Genomic DNA, 17,484 nt, shown 5'->3' on the forward strand with positions numbered 1-17,484 from the left:
GTCCGGCGGACCGCCGGACGCCCACCCGCCCGGAGCCGGAGTGAGCCTCGTCCTACGGCGGAGGACGGCGGTGCGGGGGCACAGTGGAGGGCGTGTTCGACGTCGACTGGATGGGCCTGCTCACCCGTGAGGTGCTGCGCGAGCGCGGAGCCGCGCTGATCGCCGAGAGCTGCGCCTGGGCCGTCGGCCTCTCCGACCGCCCGCACTACCGGCGCCGCTCCGGTCGGATCGCGCCCAGCGGGCTGACCGTGGGGGAGCGGGCGGCCCACGGCCAGCCGCTGGGCGGCGAGGAGGACGGCCGGGTGGACCTCGAGGACGCCCGCCCCGGCAGCTTCCAGGACGCGCTGAACATGCTCGGTCCGGACGGCCGGCTCGAGGCCGAACGGTTCGACGACGAGGTGCTGGTGCCGTTCGTCGCCGACACCTGCCGGATGGCCGGCGAGCGGGCGCGCACCACCCGCCCGGCGGACTGGTCCGAGCTCGCCGACGACCTGGGCGAGGACCCCGCCGACGTCGCCGACGTGGTGCGGGCCGGGGGCTGGGAGGCGCCGCTGCGCATCGACGCCGAGCACCTCGTCCTCGCCGCGCTGCGCGACGTCCCGCTGATCGAGGTGGAGGCCGAGGGCCTGCCGCTGTCCCTGGTCCGCGCCGCCGAGGCGGCCACCCGGGGGGCCGCGCCCGCCCCGGCACCCGACGACGGACTCGACCCCGGCGCGCTCTTCCTCGCCCGGGTCGCGCTGGAGACGTCGGGCGCCACCGTCCCCGTCCCGCCGGCCGAGGCCGACCTGCTGCTGGCCGCGCTGGGGGACGCCGGTCTGGAGCCCGATGAGGTGACCAGCGTGCTGCCGCACCTGCCGGTGGAGGAGCCGACGATCACCCGGATCGCGGCCACCCTGACCGAGGACTGACGCCGGCTCAGACCTCCTCGACGGCGAAGGTGCGCGAGGGCGTGACGAACTCCTCCTGCGCGGCGACCAGCAGGATCTCACGAGAACCGGCGTCCTCGGTGCGCTGCAGGAGGCCGAACACCGAGGCCGCCGCCCGGCCCAGCGCCTCGCCCGCCGAGCGGGTGTCGAGCCAGTGGGCCAGGAAGAGCGCGGCGATCGCGTCGCCGGCCCCGTTGACCGACACCCCCAGGCGCGGCGTGCGCACCCGGAAGTGCCGGCCACCCTCCGAGGCCAGCAGGTCGACCGCGTCGTCGGGGGTGTCCTCGGCCACCAGTGACGTGGTGAGCACGACCCGCGGGCCCAGCCCCTGCACGGCGGCGACGGCGTCCTTCACCGAGGCCAGGGAGCGGGTGGCCGTGCCGGAGAGCAGGTCCAGCTCGTAGTGGTTCGGCGTCACGACGTCGGCGGCCGGAACGGCGACGTCGCGCATGAACTCCTCGATGCCCGGTCGGACGAACACCCCGCGGCCGACGTCGCCGATCACCGGGTCGCAGCAGTAGACCGCCGCCGGGTTCGCCGCGCGCACGCGGGTGACCGCACCGACGACGGCGTGCCCGATGTCGGCCGAGCCCAGGTAGCCCGAGAGCACCGCGTCGCAGCTGGCCAGGACGCCGCGCTCGGCGACGCCCTGCACCAGCTCGTCGATCGACTGACCGTCGTACACCCGGCCGGTCCACTCGCCGTAGCCGGTGTGGTTGGAGAACTGGACGGTGTGCACCGGCCACACCTCGACGCCGAGGCGCTGCAGCGGGAACACGGCCGAGGAGTTGCCCACGTGCCCGTAGGTGACGTGCGACTGGATGCTGAGGACGGCGGTCACGGGGGCACCCTGGCACACCCGCCGCCGCGACGATCGGGTGACCTGATCCTCGAGCGTCCTCCCTCAGCCGGCGGTGCGGTCGGGGGCCACCTCGGTGTGCGGGCGGGCCTGCCACATCGCCCACTCGGCGCTGATGTCGCCCGCCGTCCGCAGCAGCAGCGGGAGGTGGTCGCGCAGCAGGCGCTCGGTCGAGGTCTCGGCGGCGTGCACGGTCACGTTCATCGCGGCGCGCACCGCACCGGCGCCGTCGCGGACCGGAACCGCCACCGAGCGCACCCCCGGGGCCAGCTCCTCGTCGGCGAGCGCCCAGCCCCGGGCGCGCACCTCGGTCAGCTCCGCCCGCAGCTGCTCGGGCGACCGGCCGATCGCCGGGGGCAGCCCGGCCCGGCTGCGCTGGGCGAGGGTCTCGGCCAGCTCCTCGGGGGAGAGCGCGGCGAGCAGCACCTTCCCCTGGGAGGTCTGCGTCGCGGGGAAGCGGGTGCCGATGTCGACCCGCAGCGCGATCAGCTTGGGCACCGACACCCGGGCGACGTAGACGATGTCGGAGCCGTCGAGCTGGGCCATCGACGAGGACTCCCCGGTGCGGGCGACCAGGTCCTCCAGGTGCGGCCGGGCGATGTCCCACAGCCCCAGGGCGCCGACGTAGGCCATCCCCAGGGTCAGCACCTTCGGCGTGAGCGAGAAGACCCCGCCCCGGGAGCGGACGAAGCCGAGCTCCTCGAGGGTGAGCAGCAGCCGCCGCGCGGTGGGCCGGGCCAGCCCCGCGGCCGCCGCCACCTCGGTCAGCGACATGGTGGGGGAGTCCCGGTCGAAGCAGGCGAGGACGTCGAGACCCCGCGCCAGCGCCTCGACGAAGTCGGGCCCGGTGCCACGCCCTGCCATCTCCGTGGTCCTTCCCTCGGTGCCCCGTGCGGGCGGTCCCGCACGCCCCGCTGCGGGACGTGTGCGGGACCGCCGCCCCGGTCCGCTCAGTGGTGGCTGGTCGACTGCTCGCCGGCCGGCCGCTCGCTGGCCAGGTGCTCCTCGAACGCCTGCTCGCGGGCGGCGTGCGTGCCGTGCGACTTGTAGTCGGTGTACTGGTACGGGTTGTCGAGCACCTCGGTGTCGGGGAGGTCGGGGTACATCCCGCCGGCCCACGCCTCCTCGCCCATGGCGCCGCGCAGGTGCTCCACGGTCGCCTCGATCTCGCCGCGCACCGCGGCCAGGTCGACGTCGACCAGGCGGTGCGCGTGCTTCACGACCCGGCCGTCGACCAGCACGGTGTGGACGTCGCCGCGCTGGGCCTGGAAGGCGACGTGGCCGAAGGGGTTGAGCAGCGGGAAGGAGACCGGCGAGGCGTCGTTCTTGATCAGGACGACGTCGGCCTTCTTGCCCGGCTCCAGGCTGCCCAGGTCGTCGCGGCCCAGCGCCAGCGCCCCGCCGCGGGTGGCCCACTGGACGACGTCCTGGGCGCGCAGCTGCAGGTGGGTGACGGTGTCGCCGGTCAGGTGCGCCTCGAAGTGCTCGCGCGAGCGGTCGGCGCCCAGCGTGGTGCGCATGGCGGAGAACAGGTCACCGCTCCACCAGACGCTGGTGTCCATCGACAGCGAGACCGGGATGCCGTGCGAGCGCACCTGCCAGGTGGGCGGGTAGCCCTGCCCGGCGCTCTGCTCGGACTCGGTGGACACCGAGATCGACCCGCCGGTGGCGGCGATGCGGTGGTAGGAGTCCGGGGTCAGCGTCGCCGCGTGCACGTAGACGGTCTCCGGGGTCATGAAGCCGTGCTCGTGCATGAGCCGGATGCCGTCGTCGTTGGTCGCCCCCCAGACGCCGGCGTGCGTGGTGACCGGCAGGCCGAGCTCCCGGGCCACCTCGAACGCCGCCTTCTCGGGGAAGGACGGGTCGCCGGTGACGTCGAAGGCCAGCTGGAGGCCGAGGCTGTCGTCGGCGGCGTCGCGGTGCCGCTCGAGGAAGGCGCGGACGGCCGGGTCGGCGGTCCACTCCCACGGCGCGGCCTGGATGTTGCCGTAGGCGAGCACGAAGCGGCCCGGGACCGAGCGCAGGGCGGCGACGGCGGCCTCGGCGTGGTCCACGGTCTGCAGGCCGTGCGACCAGTCGACGGTGGTGGTGACCCCGGCCTCGATGGCCTCGAGCGCCGACAGCCGGTTGCCCGCCGCGACGTCCTCGGGACGGAACTTCTTGCCGTGCTCGAGGTAGTACCAGACGAAGTACTGGGTGAGCGTCCAGTCCGCGCCGTAGCCGCGCATCGCCGTCTGCCACATGTGCCGGTGGGTGTCGATCATCCCCGGCATCACGATGCCGCCGCGGGCGTCGATCTCCTGGGTGCCCTCGGGCACCTCCAGGGCCGGACCGACCGCGGCGATGCGGTCGTCGACGACCAGGACGTCCGCGCTGTCGAGCACCGTGCAGCCGGTGTCCATCGTCAGCACGGTCCCGCCGCGCAGGACCACCGGCCGGCCGGGTACCGGAGTGGGCTCGGGCTGGGTCATCGTCATCCTCCTGGACGTCGTCGTCGCGTCGCCGGACCGACGTCCGTAGAGCGGACACCGTGTGCGACCTGGGTCACGATGGCGTCTCCGGCCCCCGGTGTCAACACGGCCGCGACCGTCGGCGGCCAGCCCGGCGCTGCGGTTGACAGCCGCAGCGGACGCGGCAGAGACTGCGGCGACGACGGCGGACAGTAGTCCGTGAACCGCGTGGCGCGAAGGAGTGCGGACCGCAGATGAGTGCTGACGCGACGGATCCGGGGAGCACCGGCGCGGTGGCCCCCGGGCCCCTGGCCGGGCTGCTGGTGGCCGACTTCTCCCGGATCCTGGCCGGTCCGTACGCCACCATGCTGCTCGCCGACCTCGGCGCCGAGGTGGTCAAGGTGGAGGGCCCCACGGGCGACGACACCCGCACCTGGCAGCCGCCGGTGCGCGACGGCGTCTCGACGTACTACATGGGCGTCAACCGCAACAAGCGCTCGGTCGCCCTGGACCTCAAGGACCCGGCCGACGCCGACGCCGCCCGCGAGCTGGCCCGCCGCGCCGACATCGTGGTGGAGAACTTCAAGCCCGGCGGCCTGGCCCGCTTCGGCCTGGACTACGACAGCGTCGTCGCGACGAACCCCGGCGTCGTCTACGCCTCGATCAGCGGTTTCGGCAGCGGGCCCCAGGGTGCGCCCCTGCCGGGCTACGACCTGATCGTGCAGGCGATCTCGGGCTTCATGAGCCTGACCGGCGAGACCGACGGCTCGCCGTACCGCGCCGGCGTCGCCCTGTTCGACGTCATGGCCGGGCTGCACGCCACGATCGGGGTGCTGGCAGCGGTCAACCACCGGCACGCCACCGGGCAGGGCCAGCACATCGAGGTCAACCTGCTGTCCTCGGCGCTGTCCGGGCTGGTCAACCAGACCAGCGGCTACGTGGCCGGTGGCGTCGTCCCCTTCCGGATGGGCAACAGCCACCCGAGCCTGTTCCCCTACGAGCCGCTGCCCTGCGCCGACGGCGACCTGATCATCACGGCGGGGAACAACGGGCAGTTCCGCCGCCTGGTCGAGGTCCTCGGCGTCCCCGAGCTGGCCGACGACCCGCGGTTCAGCCGCAACGAGGACCGCACCGCCAACCGGGACGAGCTCCGGCCGCTGCTGGTCGAGCGGCTGCGCACCCGCAGCAAGCAGGAGTGGTTCCGCGACATCATCGGCGCCGGCGTCCCCTGCGGGCCGATCAACACGATCGACCAGGGGGTCGCCTTCGCCGAGGAGGTCGGCCTCGACCCGGTGGTCCGGGTGGGCGAGGGGGACGACGCCGTGCCCTCGGTGCGCAACCCGATCACCTTCTCCGCGACCCCGCCCGCCTACCGGCTGCCACCCCCCGACCTCGACGAGCACGGCGCGGAGATCCGCAGCTGGCTGGCCGGGCCGGAGGAGGCCCGGTGAGCGACGAGCGCCCGACCTACCCGACCGCGCTGGGCGCCTCCAGCCTGGAGTCGATCACCCTGCTGGGCAGCGACCTGGCCCAGGACGTCATGGGCAACGTCGGCTTCGGCGAGCTGGCGTTCTGGCTCGCCACCCAGCGGCGCCCGAGCACCGGGGAGACCCGGGTGTTCGAGGCGGTGCTCGCCGCGCTCGCCGACCACGGCTTCACCCCGACGGCGATCGTCACCCGCCTGACCTACCTGTCGGCCCCCGACTCGATCCAGGGCGCGCTGGCGGCCGGGCTCCTCGGGGGTGGCTCCCGATTCCTGGGTGTGACGGAAGACTGTGGCCGGTTCCTGCACGACGTCCTCGCCTCCGTCGACGGCGGCCTGCCCACCGACGACGCCGGCTGGGACGCGCTCGCCCTGGAGACGGTGACCGCGCAGCGCGCCGCCGGGCGATTCGTGCCGGGGCTGGGCCACCACGTGCACAAGCAGGGCGATCCGCGCACGCCCCGGCTGCTCGAGATCGCCGCGGAGGAGGGGCTGCACGGCCCGCACCTGTCCCTGTTCGCGGCCATCGGCCGGGTGCACCCGCAGGTGCTCGGCAAGCAGCTCCCGCTCAACGGCGCCGGCGTCTGCGGTGCGGCGCTGGCCGACCTCGGCCTGCCGCTGGAACTGCTCCGCGGCTTCGCACTGCTGGCGCGGACCGCCGGGCTGATCGGCCAGCTCGCCGAGGAGCTGCGGCACCCGGTCGCCAACGACGTCTTCCTCTCCGTCGACCTCAACAACCGGCCGGTGGACCCCGACCCGTTCGTCCCGTCGCCGCTGCCCGGCGCCGGCGACGGCGCGCGGAACTGAGACGCCGGCCGTGCGTGCCGCCGTCCTGCACACGCCGGGGGAGACCCCGGAGTTCGTCGAGCACCCCGACCCGCTGCCGGGCCCGGCGTCGGCCGTCGTGCGGGTGACCGCGGCCCCGCTGGTGCCGCTGGACCTGCTCTGCGCCTCCGGCACCTCCTACTTCGGGCGGCCCGCGGTGCCGTACGTGCCCGGGGTGCAGGGGGTGGGGGTCGTCGAGAGCGGGCCGGGTGCGGCGCCCGGCACCCGGGTGTGGTTCAGCACCACCGCCGGCATGGCCCCGGGCGACGGCAGCCTCGCGCAGCGGTGCGCGGTGGCTTCCGACGACCTCGTGCCGGTGGACGCCGACGTCCCCGACGCGGCGCTGGCCGCCCTCGGCCTCTCCGCTGTCGCGGCGTGGATGTCGCTGACCTGGCGCGGCGGGCTGCGCCCGGGCGAGCACGTGCTGGTGCTCGGCGCCGGTGGCGCGGTAGGCCAGGCCGCGGTGGGCGCGGCCCGCCTCTTCGGTGCCGGCCGGGTGGTCGCGGCCGCGCGGTCCGCCGCGGCGCGTGAGCGCGCCCTCAGCGCGGGGGCCGACGCGGTGGTCGCGCTGGACCCCGATCCCGACGCGCTGGCCGCCCGGTTCACCGAGGCCGCGGGCGGGCGGCTGGACCTCGTCGTCGACCCGGTGTTCGGGCCGGCCGCCACCGCTGCCGTCCGGGCACTGTCGCCCGGCGGGCGCCTGGTCAACCTCGGCGGTGCGTCGGGGGACGTCGCGGAGTTCTCCTCCGCGGTGCTCCGCGCCAAGTCGGTGTCGGTGCTCGGCTACACCAACAACGCGCTGAGCCCGGCCGAGCGGGCCGACGCGGTCACCGCCGTCGCGCGCGAGGCCGCTGCGGGCCGGCTGGCCGTGGCCCACGAGGAGCTCCCGCTCGCCGATGCCGCCACCGCCTGGCGACGGCAGGCGACCGGCGATCCCGGCGTCCGGCTGGTCCTGACGCCCTGAACGAGCACGGTCCCGCGGGAGCCGCGGGGGACGAGGTCGCGCGGCCGGACCCGGCCGCGCCGGACGGCAGGAGGATCGGCGTGCAACTGGTCACCGAGGACAACATCACCGACCTGGCCGTGGAGCGCTGGGCCACCGCCCGCGATCCGCGCCTGGCCGAGGTCATGACGGCGCTCGTGCGGCACCTGCACGACTTCGCCCGCGAGGTGCGGCTCACCGAGGCCGAGTGGATGGCCGCGGTGCAGTGGCTCACCGCCACGGGGAAGATCAGCAGCGAGAAGCGCGAGGAGTTCATCCTCGCCTCGGACGTGCTGGGCCTGTCGATGCTCGTCGTCCAGATGAACCACCGGCTGGACCCGCGGGCCACCCCGGCCACCGTGCTGGGCCCCTTCCACATCGAGGGCTCCCCGGAGCTCGGCTTCGCCGAGGACATGTCCGACGGCGTGCCCGGGACGCCGCTGTTCCTGCACGGGCGGGTGACCGACCTCGACGGCGCGCCGGTGGCCGGGGCGGTCCTCGACGTCTGGCAGGCCGACACCGAGGGGGCCTACGAGTCGCAGATCCCCGACATCGACGAAGCACGGCTGCGCGCCAAGTACACGACCGGGCCCGACGGCGAGTACTGCGTGCGCACGATCGCGCCCCTGGGCTACTCGATCCCGATGGACGGCCCGGTCGGTGATCTCGTCGCCCGCACCGGCATCAGCCACTTCCGGCCGGCGCACATCCACTTCCTGATCAACGTGCCGGGCTTCGAGCCGCTGATCACCCACCTGTTCCAGGAGGGGACGCAGTACCTGGACAGCGACGTCGTCTTCGGCACCAAGCAGGAGCTGGTCACCTCCTTCGATGCCCGGGAGCCGGGGCCGACGCCCGACGGCGGCTCCCTCGAGGTGCCCTGGCTGGAGTCCCGGTACGACTTCGTCCTCCAGCGTCAGGGCTGATCCGGCGCGGCGGCTCGGTGCAGTCACTGCACCGAGCCGCCGGAAGGCGGGCCGGTCCGGCGCCGTGCCGCGGGTCGCATCCGGCAGCACGGTTCGTTGCAGCGGCTGTAACGAGGGGGATCGCCATCCTCGGTTTGCCGCGGGGTCGGCCCGGCGGCAGGCTGCGGGAGCCGGCAGGCACCACCCCGAGGAGGCGACCATGGCGGCTCGTGAACCGCAGGAGATGGCCCGGGTAGCGGCCGCGACCGGCGCCAAGAAGGTGCGCCGGACGTGGGACCGGGTCCTGGTCAGCGCCTTCCTCGCCGGCGCCTACATCGCCTTCGGCGGGCTGGTGGCGATCACCGTGTCCTCCGGTCTGGACCCGGCGACCTGGGGCACGCTGCCCACCCTCTTCACCGGCGCGGCCTTCACCCTCGGGCTCGTGCTGGTCCTGATCGCCGGTTCCGACCTGGCCACCGGCAACATGATGCTGGTCCCGTTCGGGGCCATGAACGGAAAGCTCGGCCTCGGCGACGTCGCCCGCAACCTCACGCTGGTGCTCCTGGGCAACCTGGTCGGCGCCCTCGTCGTGGCGTACTTCCTCGCGGTGCAGACCGGGGTGATCGGCGACGCCGACGCGAGCGGTGCCGCCGCGCTGACCCACGAGCGGCTGGCCGGCATCGCCGAGGGCAAGGCGCTGGGCGAGACCCCGTGGCAGACCTTCCTGCGTGCGGTGGGCTGCAACTGGCTGGTCTGCCTGGCGGTGTGGATGTCGCTCGCGGCGACGACGGTCTCCGGGAAGATCCTGGCGATCTTCTTCCCGATCATGGCGTTCGTCGCGATGGGCTTCGACCACGTGGTGGCCAACATGTTCTTCCTGCCGGCGGCGATCTTCGCCGGCGTCGAGGACATCGGCTGGGGAGACGTGCTGCTGAACTGGCTGCTCGCCGGGGCCGGCAACCTGGTCGGCGCGGTGGTGTTCGTGGCGACGTCCTACTGGTACCTGTTCCTGCGCGAGACGCCGGACGCCGCACCGGCGGCGGACGCCGCGGAGCCCGCCGAGCGGGGCTGAGCCCGGCAACGGTGTGGAGGCACCCCGGGGCGGGTCCGGCGTCGTCACAAGATCGTCATGAACGACGGTGTGCCGGGCGCGAGGGCCGGGGTAGGGCGTCCGGTGGCGAGAGCCCCCGGACGCGACCGCGCACCGGGCCGATCCCGGAAGGAGTCCGACGTGACCGTCGCCGCTCAGATGCTCGACACCTACCCCAAGGACCTCGGCGGTGTGGACAAGGAAAAGCTCCTCGCCTGCATCGAGGCCTGCTTCGAGTGCGCCCAGGCCTGCACCGCCTGCGCCGACGCCTGCCTCAGCGAGGACATGGTCGCCGAGCTGACCAAGTGCATCCGCACCAACACCGACTGCGCCGACATCTGCGACACCACCGGCCGGGTGCTCTCCCGGCACACCGGCTACGACGCCAACCTGACCCGCGCCGTCCTGGAGGCCTGCGCCGCCGCGTGCAAGTCCTGCGGCGACGAGTGCGCCCAGCACGCCGAGATGCACGAGCACTGCCGCGTCTGCGCGGAGGCCTGCCGGCGCTGCGAGGCGGCGTGCCGGGAGCTCATCGCCAGCCTGGGCTGACGGTCGTGCGGAACGTCCTGGACGCGTCCGGCGGGGCGCGATGACCGTCGACGTGCTGCTGACGGCGGCGGGCGCCGTGGCGCTCGTCGCCGCGGCGTGGTCCGACTGGATCCGCCGGCTGCCCTTCAGCGAGCCGCTGCTGGCGCTCGGTCTCGGCGTCGTCCTCGGTCCAGCGGTGCTCGGCGTCCTGCCCCTGCCCGACCTGCTCGCCGACCACGCGTGGCTGCACACCGCGGCCCGGCTGCTGCTCGCCATCTCGGTCATGTCCGTGGCGCTGCGCTATCCGTTCCGCACGGCGCGCGCCCGCTGGCGGCCCGTGCTTCTACTGCTCGCAGTGGTCATGCCGGCCATGGCGGTCGTCACCGCCGGGCTGGCCGCGCTCACCCTCGGCGTCGGGCTCGCGGTGGCGGCGCTGATCGGCGCTGCCCTGGCGCCCACCGACCCGGTGCTGGCCTCGACCGTCACCACCGGCAAGCCCGCCGAGGAGGACCTGCCCGGCCGCGACCGCCAGGTGCTCTCCCTGGAGTCCGGCGCCAACGACGGCCTGGCGCTGCCGCTGGTCCTGGTCGCGCTCGCGCTGGCCGGCCCGCTGACGGCGGGGGAGGCGCTGCTGGAGTCGCTGTGGGACGTCGCCGGTGCGGTGCTGCTCGGCGCCCTGCTCGGCTGGCTGGGCGGCCAGGCGCTGAGGGCCGGCGCCGACCACGGGGCGACCGACCCCGGACCGGAGCTGGTGTTCACCATCGTGCTGGCGTTCGCCACCCTGGGCGTCGGCGGGCTGATCCGGGTCGACGGCATCCTGGCCGTCTTCGTCTGCGGCCTGGCGTTCAACGCGGTCAGCACCGGGCGGGAGCGCGAGGCGGACGTGCGCATCGACGAGGCGGTGAACCGGTTCGTCATCCTGCCGCTGTTCCTGGCCTTCGGCGCGATCCTGCCCTGGTCGGAGTGGCGCGAGCTGGGCTGGGCCGGGCTGCTGTTCGCCGTCCTCGTGCTGCTGCTGCGCCGGCCGCCGGTCGTCTACCTGCTCCGCCGCCCGCTGCACCTGGCCCGCCCGGACGCCGTCTACCTGGGCTGGTTCGGCCCGATCGGGGTGTCGGCGCTGTTCTACCTGACGCTGGAGTCCGAACGGCTGTCGCTCGACCCGGTCGTGCTGGTCGCCGGCACGCTCGTGGTCGCGGTCAGCACCGTGGTGCACGGCCTGACGGCGACGCCGGGGCGCGTCGTCTACCGCAAGGTCGCCGGCCCGAAGGGCCGCGACGAGGAGGACGGCGGGAACCGGGACGAGGATCGCGACCGATCCGCTTCGTCCCCGGGGTCGGACGGGTAGGGGGGCCACATGTGGTTCGACGCGTGGTCCGATGTCATCCGGGTGCTGCTGGTGGGGTCGGCGGCCTACGTCACCGTGGTGGTCGTCCTCCGGATGTCCGGCAAACGGACGCTGACCAAGCTCAACGCGTTCGACCTGGTGGTCACCGTGGCACTGGGTTCCACGCTGGCGACCATCCTGCTCAGCACCGACGTCGCCTGGACCGAGGGCGCCGTCGCGCTCGGCCTGCTGGCGCTGCTGCAGGCGGTGGTCGCGTGGGCCACGGTCCACTGGCCGGGGCTGCGGGCGGTCGTCACCTCGCGGCCCACGCTGGTCCTCCGGAACGGCGAGCCGGTGCACGACCGGATGCGGGAGGTCCGGGTCGGCATCGACGAGATCCGCCAGGCGGTCCGCTCCTCGGGCTCCGGTGACCTGGCCGACGTGGCGGCGGTCGTGCTGGAGAGCGACGGCTCGCTGAGCGTCATCCCGGCGAAGAAGTACGGCAGCGGGTCCGCGCTCGAGTCCGTGGCGGGGGCGGACGACATCCCCCGCGGCGCCCAGGCCTGACCCGTCCCCCGGGCGGAATGTGCACGAACCGCCGGGGGAGGGGTCCGGACCGCGCGCTCAGCCCGCCGGTGCGTCCGCGGGCCGGCGACCGGGCTCCGGCACGACCGCCCACCGGCCGTCGAGCGCGTCCTCGACGCCCGCGCGCCACAGGGCGGCCTCCCGCTCGTCGATCGAGGTGGTCTCCACGGCCAGTGTCGCGGCCCGCCCCACGAGGGTGCGCAGGTCCCGGTCCAGCCCGTGCCCGCGCACCTGCCAGGCCAGCTCGCGGAGCAGCCCGGCGATCCGCCGCAGCACCGCCGGCTGCCCGGAGGAGTACTCGAGCGTCTCCTCCAGGCCCAGGCGCAGCAGCTCCTCGGCCGTCCAGCGGTGCACCACCAGGCGCACCGTGCCGTCGTCGTCCCGGCAGACCAGCGACGGCGAGTGGCGGGGCAGCAGACCGCCGAGCAGCGCCGAGAGGTGCGACAGCGCGTGCACGGCGGTCGTCGGGTCGTTGATCCCGGGGGAGAGGGCCCGGCCGGCGATGTCGACGATCTTGCGCAGGCTGTAGGCGGCGTCCTCTTCCGGCGTCCGCTCGTAGGACAGGGTGATCGCGTCGGTGACGACGCGGGCCAGCTCGTCCGGCTCCCGCACCGGGCCGCCGCCGCGGTGCCAGGCGTGGGCCAGCGGCGTGCCCGCCACCACCGAGTCGCCCATCCGCGGCCGCAGCACCAGCACCAGGTCCCGGTCCCGAGCGGCGTCGGCCAGCCGCTGCTCGTCGACCGCCACGACGAAGCCGCTGGACAGCGCCTCCACGGGGGTGCCCGGTCCGGGGGGCAGCTCCGGCGGGGTGTCGTCCGGGTGCTGGTCGGTGCGGGCGATGGTGGCGACGGCCTCGTCGTGGACGTTGCGCAGCATCGTCTCCACCCGCAGCATCCGGGCCAGGTGGCCGAGGAACACCACCAGCGCCGCGACGCTGCCCAGCGAGAACAGGAACGCCAGCGTGATCGACAGGCGCGGCACGAAGGCCGAGCCGTCCAGCGTCGCCTCCGACGTCCGCACCGTGCGGAGCACGGTCAGCGCGTAGACGAACGTCCCGGTCAGCTGGGCGAGGGTCGCCTGCACCACCGGGTCGGTGACGAAGGTCTGCAGCAGCCGGGGGGAGTACTGGCTGCTGCCCAGCTGGAGGGCGACCACGGTGAGCGAGAAGGTCACGCCGGTGACGGAGATGAGCGAGCCGGCGATCGCGGCCAGCAGGTCGCGCGCGGCAGCCGGGCCGCCGCCGAACACGAACGCCAGCGGGGAGCCCTCGTCGGCGGTGTTGAGCGCCTCGTCGATCACCGGCAGCAGGACGCCGACGGCCACGGCCAGGGTGACGGCGAGCAGCGGGAGCGGCCACAGGGCGCCGCGGGCCAGCCGCCAGAGCCGGCCGACCGGGTTGATCCGGGTCATCCGGTCACCGCCGCCGGGGCGTCCGGCACGGCGTTCCCCGCGGTCGCCGGGGCGTCCGCCACGGGGAGCTCCGGAGCCTCGGGCTCGGCGGCCGCCGGGGCGCCGGGCGGGGCCGCCCGGTGGGTGCGGAGGTGTTCCACCACGTGGTAGGCCACCGCGGTGGTCGGCACGGCGACGACCGCCCCGGCGACGCCGAAGAGCAGCGTGCCGGCCGTGACGACCACGAGCGTGACCACCGGGTGCACCTGCACCGCACGCCGCATGATCAGCGGCTGCAGCACGTTGCCCTCGATCTGCTGCACCAGGAGCACCACGACGAGGATGATGACCGCCTCCTTCGTGCCGTTGGTCACCAGGGTGACCAGCACCGCCGCGGCGCCGCTGAGCACGGCCCCGAAGAAGGGGATGAAGGCGCCGAAGAAGGTGAGCAGGGTCAGCGACAGCCACAGCGGCACCCCGACGAGCAGCAGCGCGAGCCCGATCAGGCCGGCGTCGATCGCCGCCACGGCGACGATCCCGAGCATGTAGGCGCTCAGCGTCGCCCAGGCCCGCCGACCGGCGCCGTCGATCCGCTCCCGCTGGCGGTCGGGCACCCGCTCGAGCGCCCAGGCCCACATGGCCGCGCCGTCCTTGATCAGGAAGAAGACGACGAACAGCACCAGGATGAGTGCGCTGAGCACGGTGACCGCCAGCTGCGCCCCGGCCACGGGTCCCGGGACCACCTCCGCCAGCTGGCCGACGAGCCGGTCGCGGATGCCGTCGACCCGCGTGGGGTCCAGCTCCAGCGGGCCGGTGACCAGCCAGGTGCGCACCCGGTCGATGCCGATGGCGATGGCGGGCGCCAGATCGGTCAGCCGGCTGGTGGTGCGCAGCCACACCAGCGTGCCGATGCCGCACAGCACCGCGAGCAGCGTCAGCACCGAGACGGCCGCGGCGAGGGCGCGCGGCGCGCCGAGCTGGCGGAGCAGCCGGGCGAGCGGGCCGGCGAGCGCGGCCAGCAGCAGCGCCGCGAGCAGGGACAGCGTGACGACGGCCAGGCGGGTCATCAGCCCGATGACCAGCCAGCCGACGGCGGAGACCCCGAGCACGGCGGCGGAGCCCACCGCGATGCGTGCGGCGCGGCCGCGCAGTGCCGACGCCGCCGGGTCCGCCGGGGCTGCTGCGCCAGGGGCCAGCTCGCTCATGCTCCGCCTCCGGATCCGGCCGGCGCGAGGACACCCCACCGGTTGGTCCCGCCGACCGCGGGAACCTGACCGCGGCCGCCGCCGCCCATCCGCACCGGCCTCGTCCCCGCGCCCGCTTTCCGCGAAACGTCATGCGGGCCCGGGGCCGCGTGACGACGGCGTGACCGGCCGGTCACTCGGTGGCCGGGGCGGACGGCCCGGGCGGGACCTGCGCCGGGGTGGGGTCGGCGGTCGGCGCGACGGACCGGAAGTCGTCGCGGTCGACCGGCTGCTCGGTGAGCCCGCCGTCGGTGGGGACCTCCACGGGCACCCCGTCGAGGAGGAACCGCACCTGCGTGGTGTCGGGCAGGTCGGTCAGCGTCCAGACGACCTGGGCGACGGCGAGCAGCTGGTTCCCGCCGGTGATCCCGGTGAACTCCCGGGTCACCGACACCGAGGTGATGCCACCGGGAACGCCCTCGTCCACCCGCAGGGTCTGCGGCGCCAGCGCGGTGCGCAACCCGCCGATGACCTCCACCCGGGTCGGCCCCGAGGCCAGCCGGCCGAGCGCGGACGGGGCGTCGGCGACCGCCGTGGCGCGCTCGACCGGTGCCAGGACGGCGCCCCGGACGAAGTAGACGGTGACCGCCGGCCCGTTCGCCTCGGGCCGCTCGCCGGCCTCGCTGATCTCCGGCACCGGGATGGTGAGGACCTGCGGGCGGTCCTGCGGTTCCACACCGCAGCCGGCGAGGACGGCGAGCGCGCACAGCAGCGGAACGAGGACCCTCATGGCTGCACCTCCACCGGCAGCTCCACGACGAAGCGGGCGCCGCCCGCGGGGCTCCGCTCGATCCGGACCCCCCCGTCCATGGCCCGGACGTGCCGGCTGACCAGCGCGAGCCCGAGCCCCGAGCCGTCGGTATGCGTCCGGATGCTGCCCGACCCGCGCGCGAACCGCTCGAAGACCCGGTCCCGCTCGTCCTCGGGGACGCCCGGGCCGGCGTCGTCGACCCGCACGACGGCGGTGCCGCCGTGCCGGTCCACGGTGACGGCGGTGACCCCGCCGCCGTGCTTGTCGGCGTTGTCGAGCAGGTTGCTCAGCACCCGTTCCAGGCGTCGCTTGTCGGCGCAGACGAGGACGTCCCGGGCGTCGTCCTCGACGGTGAGCAGCTGCCGGGCGCTGCCGTCCAGGCGGTGCCGGGCGAGCACGGCGCCGACCAGCGACGCCAGGCGGACCGGCTCGGCGACCAGGTCGGCGCTGCCCGCGTCGGACCGCGAGATCTCCAGCAGGTCGGCGACCAGGCGTTCGAAGCGGAGCACCTCCGCACGGAGCAGCGCCAGGGCCTCGGCCTGGTCCCGGTCCGCGGGGTCGGCGGTCGCGTCCACGAGGTCCAGCGCGCCCAGCATGGTGGTCAGCGGGCTGCGCAGCTCGTGGCTGACGTCGGCGGCGAAGCGGGCGTCGCTGCGCACCCGGGCCTCGAGCGCGTCGGCGGTCTGGTTGAACGAGGTCGCGATCGGGACGAGGGACGGATCCCCCCGCGGGTCGATGCGCGTGCCCAGGGCGCCGCCGGCGACGGCGGCGGCCGCGCTGGAGATGCGGTCCAGCGGGCGCAGCGTCGGGCGGGTCACGTACCAGCCCACCACCAGGGACAGCGGCACCGAGCCCAGCACCGCCACCGCGAGCACCGTCGCCAGCACGCGGTAGGTCTTGTCCAGCTCGTCGAGGGGGAAGACCTCCACGTAGGCCTGCCGGAGCTCGGCCAGCGGGATGCCGACGGCCATCATCGTCTCGCCCTGGACCTCGATCCGCTGCCGCGCGGGCGTCCCCGCGACCACCGTCTCCCGCAGCGCTTCCGGAAGGGCGTCCCGGCCGACCAGCAGCGAGGTGGTGGTCCACGCCCCGTCGTCGGCGAGCAGCGACGTCGACCCGGTCTCCCGGGGCAGCTGGGCGAGCACCTGGGGGATGCCGAGGCCCTCGCTGGCCAGGGCGCGCTGCACCTGCACCGCGTTGTCGGAGGCCTGCACGAGGGTGACCCGTTCCCGCTGGACGAGCAGGTACTGCGAGACCGCCACCCAGACGGCGAGGGCCAGGACGGCGGAGAGCGCGAAGGTGACCGCGGCGAAGGCCACGGTGGCCCGCCCCCGCAGGGTCCGCGGCCGGGGGGACCAGGCCGGCCGTTCCTGGCTGGGGGCGTGCCGGACGGTCACCCCGGTACTCGGTAGCCCATGCCGCGGACGGTGGTCACCAGCGTGGGGTTGCCCGGGTCCGGCTCGATCTTCTTCCGCAGCCGGCGCACGTGGACGTCGACCAGCCGGGAGTCGCCGAAGTAGTCGTAGCCCCAGACCCGCTCGAGCAGCTCCTCGCGGCTGAGCACCCGGCCCGGCTCGGCAGCCAGCTCGCACAGCAGCCGGAACTCCGTGCGGGTGAGGTTGAGCAGCGCGCCGTCGCGGGTGACCGTGCCGTCGGCCGGTGCGATTTCCAGGTCGCCCACCCGGAGGTGGAGGCGTGGCTCCGGTGCGCGGGTGCGCCGGGCGAGCGCGCGGATCCGCGCCGACAGCTCCTTGACGACGAAGGGCTTGGAGACGTAGTCGTCGGCCCCGGCCTCGAGGCCCGCGACGACGTCGTGGCTGTCCGAGCGGGCGGTCACCATGATGACCGGTGTGTTGGAGGTGCGGCGGATCTCCCGGCACACCTCGAAGCCGTCCTTCCCGGGGAGCATGAGGTCGAGCAGGATGACGTCGAAGGTCTTCTCCGCCAGCCGCTCGAGCCCGTCCTCGCCGCTGCCGGCCTCGGTGACCTCGAGGCCTTCCCGCTGGAGCGTCATCTGCAGCATCCGGCGGATCCGCGGATCGTCCTCGATGATCAGCACGGACCGCGACATGCGCTCAGTCTGCCGACCGCACCGGCGGCCTGCAGCCCCGGCCACCCGGACGGGGGCCGCGGCGGCCGGGCA

17 protein-coding genes are annotated in these 17,484 nt (G+C 74.8%); 9 read left to right on the forward strand and 8 right to left on the reverse strand.

The genetic code is table 11. The features are described from left to right. Positions 1-92 precede the first annotated feature (92 nt). Positions 93-908, forward strand: a complete 816-nt coding sequence (locus tag ACI790_RS18470; RefSeq protein WP_456571246.1) for a hypothetical protein — start codon at positions 93-95, stop codon at positions 906-908. 7 nt (positions 909-915) lie between these two features. On the opposite strand, the gene pdxY is transcribed toward ACI790_RS18470, so the two are convergent. The 3 genes from pdxY to ACI790_RS18485 form a co-directional block, all read right to left on the reverse strand. Next, positions 916-1,767, reverse strand: coding sequence for a pyridoxal kinase PdxY (gene pdxY, locus ACI790_RS18475; protein ID WP_456571247.1), 852 nt, complete (start codon positions 1,765-1,767; stop codon positions 916-918). Positions 1,768-1,830: 63 nt separating this feature from the next. Beyond that, complete coding sequence (locus tag ACI790_RS18480) at positions 1,831-2,649, reverse strand: IclR family transcriptional regulator domain-containing protein (protein WP_456571248.1); 819 nt, start codon at positions 2,647-2,649, stop codon at positions 1,831-1,833. Between the two features lie 86 nt (positions 2,650-2,735). After that, positions 2,736-4,256, reverse strand: coding sequence for an amidohydrolase family protein (locus ACI790_RS18485; protein WP_456571249.1), 1,521 nt, complete (start codon positions 4,254-4,256; stop codon positions 2,736-2,738). A 233-nt stretch (positions 4,257-4,489) separates the two neighbouring features. Here ACI790_RS18485 and ACI790_RS18490 point away from each other — a divergent pair, with 233 nt between their 5' ends. The 8 genes from ACI790_RS18490 (at position 4,490) to ACI790_RS18525 (ending at position 11,939) form a co-directional block, all read left to right on the forward strand. Continuing rightward, positions 4,490-5,686 (forward strand): CaiB/BaiF CoA transferase family protein, encoded by a 1,197-nt coding sequence (locus ACI790_RS18490; protein WP_456571250.1) that lies wholly within the window; start codon positions 4,490-4,492, stop codon positions 5,684-5,686. Beyond that, on the forward strand, positions 5,683-6,525 hold the full coding sequence (locus ACI790_RS18495; RefSeq protein WP_456571251.1) for a citryl-CoA lyase: 843 nt from the start codon (positions 5,683-5,685) through the stop codon (positions 6,523-6,525). The genes ACI790_RS18490 and ACI790_RS18495 overlap by 4 nt, the downstream gene beginning before the upstream one ends. Before the next feature lie 10 nt (positions 6,526-6,535). Further along, positions 6,536-7,507, forward strand: coding sequence for a zinc-binding dehydrogenase (locus ACI790_RS18500; protein WP_456571252.1), 972 nt, complete (start codon positions 6,536-6,538; stop codon positions 7,505-7,507). 80 nt (positions 7,508-7,587) lie between these two features. After that, on the forward strand, positions 7,588-8,451 hold the full coding sequence (locus tag ACI790_RS18505; RefSeq protein WP_456571253.1) for a dioxygenase family protein: 864 nt from the start codon (positions 7,588-7,590) through the stop codon (positions 8,449-8,451). 199 nt (positions 8,452-8,650) lie between these two features. Beyond that, complete coding sequence (locus ACI790_RS18510) at positions 8,651-9,502, forward strand: formate/nitrite transporter family protein (RefSeq protein ID WP_456571254.1); 852 nt, start codon at positions 8,651-8,653, stop codon at positions 9,500-9,502. Between the two features lie 159 nt (positions 9,503-9,661). Next, positions 9,662-10,069, forward strand: coding sequence for a four-helix bundle copper-binding protein (locus tag ACI790_RS18515; RefSeq protein ID WP_456571255.1), 408 nt, complete (start codon positions 9,662-9,664; stop codon positions 10,067-10,069). Between the two features lie 40 nt (positions 10,070-10,109). Next, complete coding sequence (locus tag ACI790_RS18520) at positions 10,110-11,393, forward strand: cation:proton antiporter domain-containing protein (protein ID WP_456571256.1); 1,284 nt, start codon at positions 10,110-10,112, stop codon at positions 11,391-11,393. 9 nt (positions 11,394-11,402) lie between these two features. Continuing rightward, on the forward strand, positions 11,403-11,939 hold the full coding sequence (locus ACI790_RS18525) for a DUF421 domain-containing protein (RefSeq protein ID WP_456571257.1): 537 nt from the start codon (positions 11,403-11,405) through the stop codon (positions 11,937-11,939). A 57-nt stretch (positions 11,940-11,996) separates the two neighbouring features. Here the strand turns inward: ACI790_RS18525 and ACI790_RS18530 are convergent, their stop codons facing one another. The 5 genes from ACI790_RS18530 to ACI790_RS18550 form a co-directional block, all read right to left on the reverse strand. Beyond that, a complete protein-coding gene (locus ACI790_RS18530; RefSeq protein WP_456571258.1) occupies positions 11,997-13,367 on the reverse strand; it encodes a DUF2254 domain-containing protein in 1,371 nt (456 codons plus the stop codon). Next, entirely contained in the window at positions 13,364-14,551 is a 1,188-nt protein-coding gene (locus ACI790_RS18535) for an AI-2E family transporter (RefSeq protein ID WP_456571259.1), read from the reverse strand. Before ACI790_RS18535 ends, ACI790_RS18530 begins: the two co-directional genes overlap by 4 nt. Before the next feature lie 172 nt (positions 14,552-14,723). Next, entirely contained in the window at positions 14,724-15,320 is a 597-nt protein-coding gene (locus ACI790_RS18540; protein WP_456571260.1) for a GerMN domain-containing protein, read from the reverse strand. Beyond that, positions 15,317-16,738, reverse strand: a complete 1,422-nt coding sequence (locus ACI790_RS18545) for an ATP-binding protein (RefSeq protein WP_456571261.1) — start codon at positions 16,736-16,738, stop codon at positions 15,317-15,319. The genes ACI790_RS18540 and ACI790_RS18545 overlap by 4 nt, the downstream gene beginning before the upstream one ends. After that, the gene (locus ACI790_RS18550) at positions 16,735-17,412 is read right to left on the reverse strand and encodes a response regulator (RefSeq protein ID WP_456571262.1); all 678 of its coding nucleotides are present in this window, start codon (positions 17,410-17,412) and stop codon (positions 16,735-16,737) included. Before ACI790_RS18550 ends, ACI790_RS18545 begins: the two co-directional genes overlap by 4 nt. Between the last annotated feature and the right edge of the window lie 72 nt (positions 17,413-17,484).

This window comes from Blastococcus sp. SYSU DS0539 (assembly GCF_054050855.1).

Excerpts from the sequence above, each read along its gene's own strand:
- ACI790_RS18480 (WP_456571248.1), bottom strand. The coding sequence starts at position 2,649 with ATGGCAGGGCGTGGCACCGGGCCCGACTTCGTCGAGGCGCTGGCGCGG.
- ACI790_RS18485 (WP_456571249.1), bottom strand. The coding sequence starts at position 4,256 with ATGACCCAGCCCGAGCCCACTCCGGTACCCGGCCGGCCGGTGGTCCTG.
- ACI790_RS18490 (WP_456571250.1), top strand. The coding sequence starts at position 4,490 with ATGAGTGCTGACGCGACGGATCCGGGGAGCACCGGCGCGGTGGCCCCC.
- ACI790_RS18510 (WP_456571254.1), top strand. The coding sequence starts at position 8,651 with ATGGCGGCTCGTGAACCGCAGGAGATGGCCCGGGTAGCGGCCGCGACC.
- ACI790_RS18520 (WP_456571256.1), top strand. The coding sequence starts at position 10,110 with ATGACCGTCGACGTGCTGCTGACGGCGGCGGGCGCCGTGGCGCTCGTC.
- ACI790_RS18525 (WP_456571257.1), top strand. The coding sequence starts at position 11,403 with ATGTGGTTCGACGCGTGGTCCGATGTCATCCGGGTGCTGCTGGTGGGG.
- ACI790_RS18530 (WP_456571258.1), bottom strand. The coding sequence starts at position 13,367 with ATGACCCGGATCAACCCGGTCGGCCGGCTCTGGCGGCTGGCCCGCGGC.
- ACI790_RS18535 (WP_456571259.1), bottom strand. The coding sequence starts at position 14,551 with ATGAGCGAGCTGGCCCCTGGCGCAGCAGCCCCGGCGGACCCGGCGGCG.
- ACI790_RS18540 (WP_456571260.1), bottom strand. The coding sequence starts at position 15,320 with ATGAGGGTCCTCGTTCCGCTGCTGTGCGCGCTCGCCGTCCTCGCCGGC.
- ACI790_RS18550 (WP_456571262.1), bottom strand. The coding sequence starts at position 17,412 with ATGTCGCGGTCCGTGCTGATCATCGAGGACGATCCGCGGATCCGCCGG.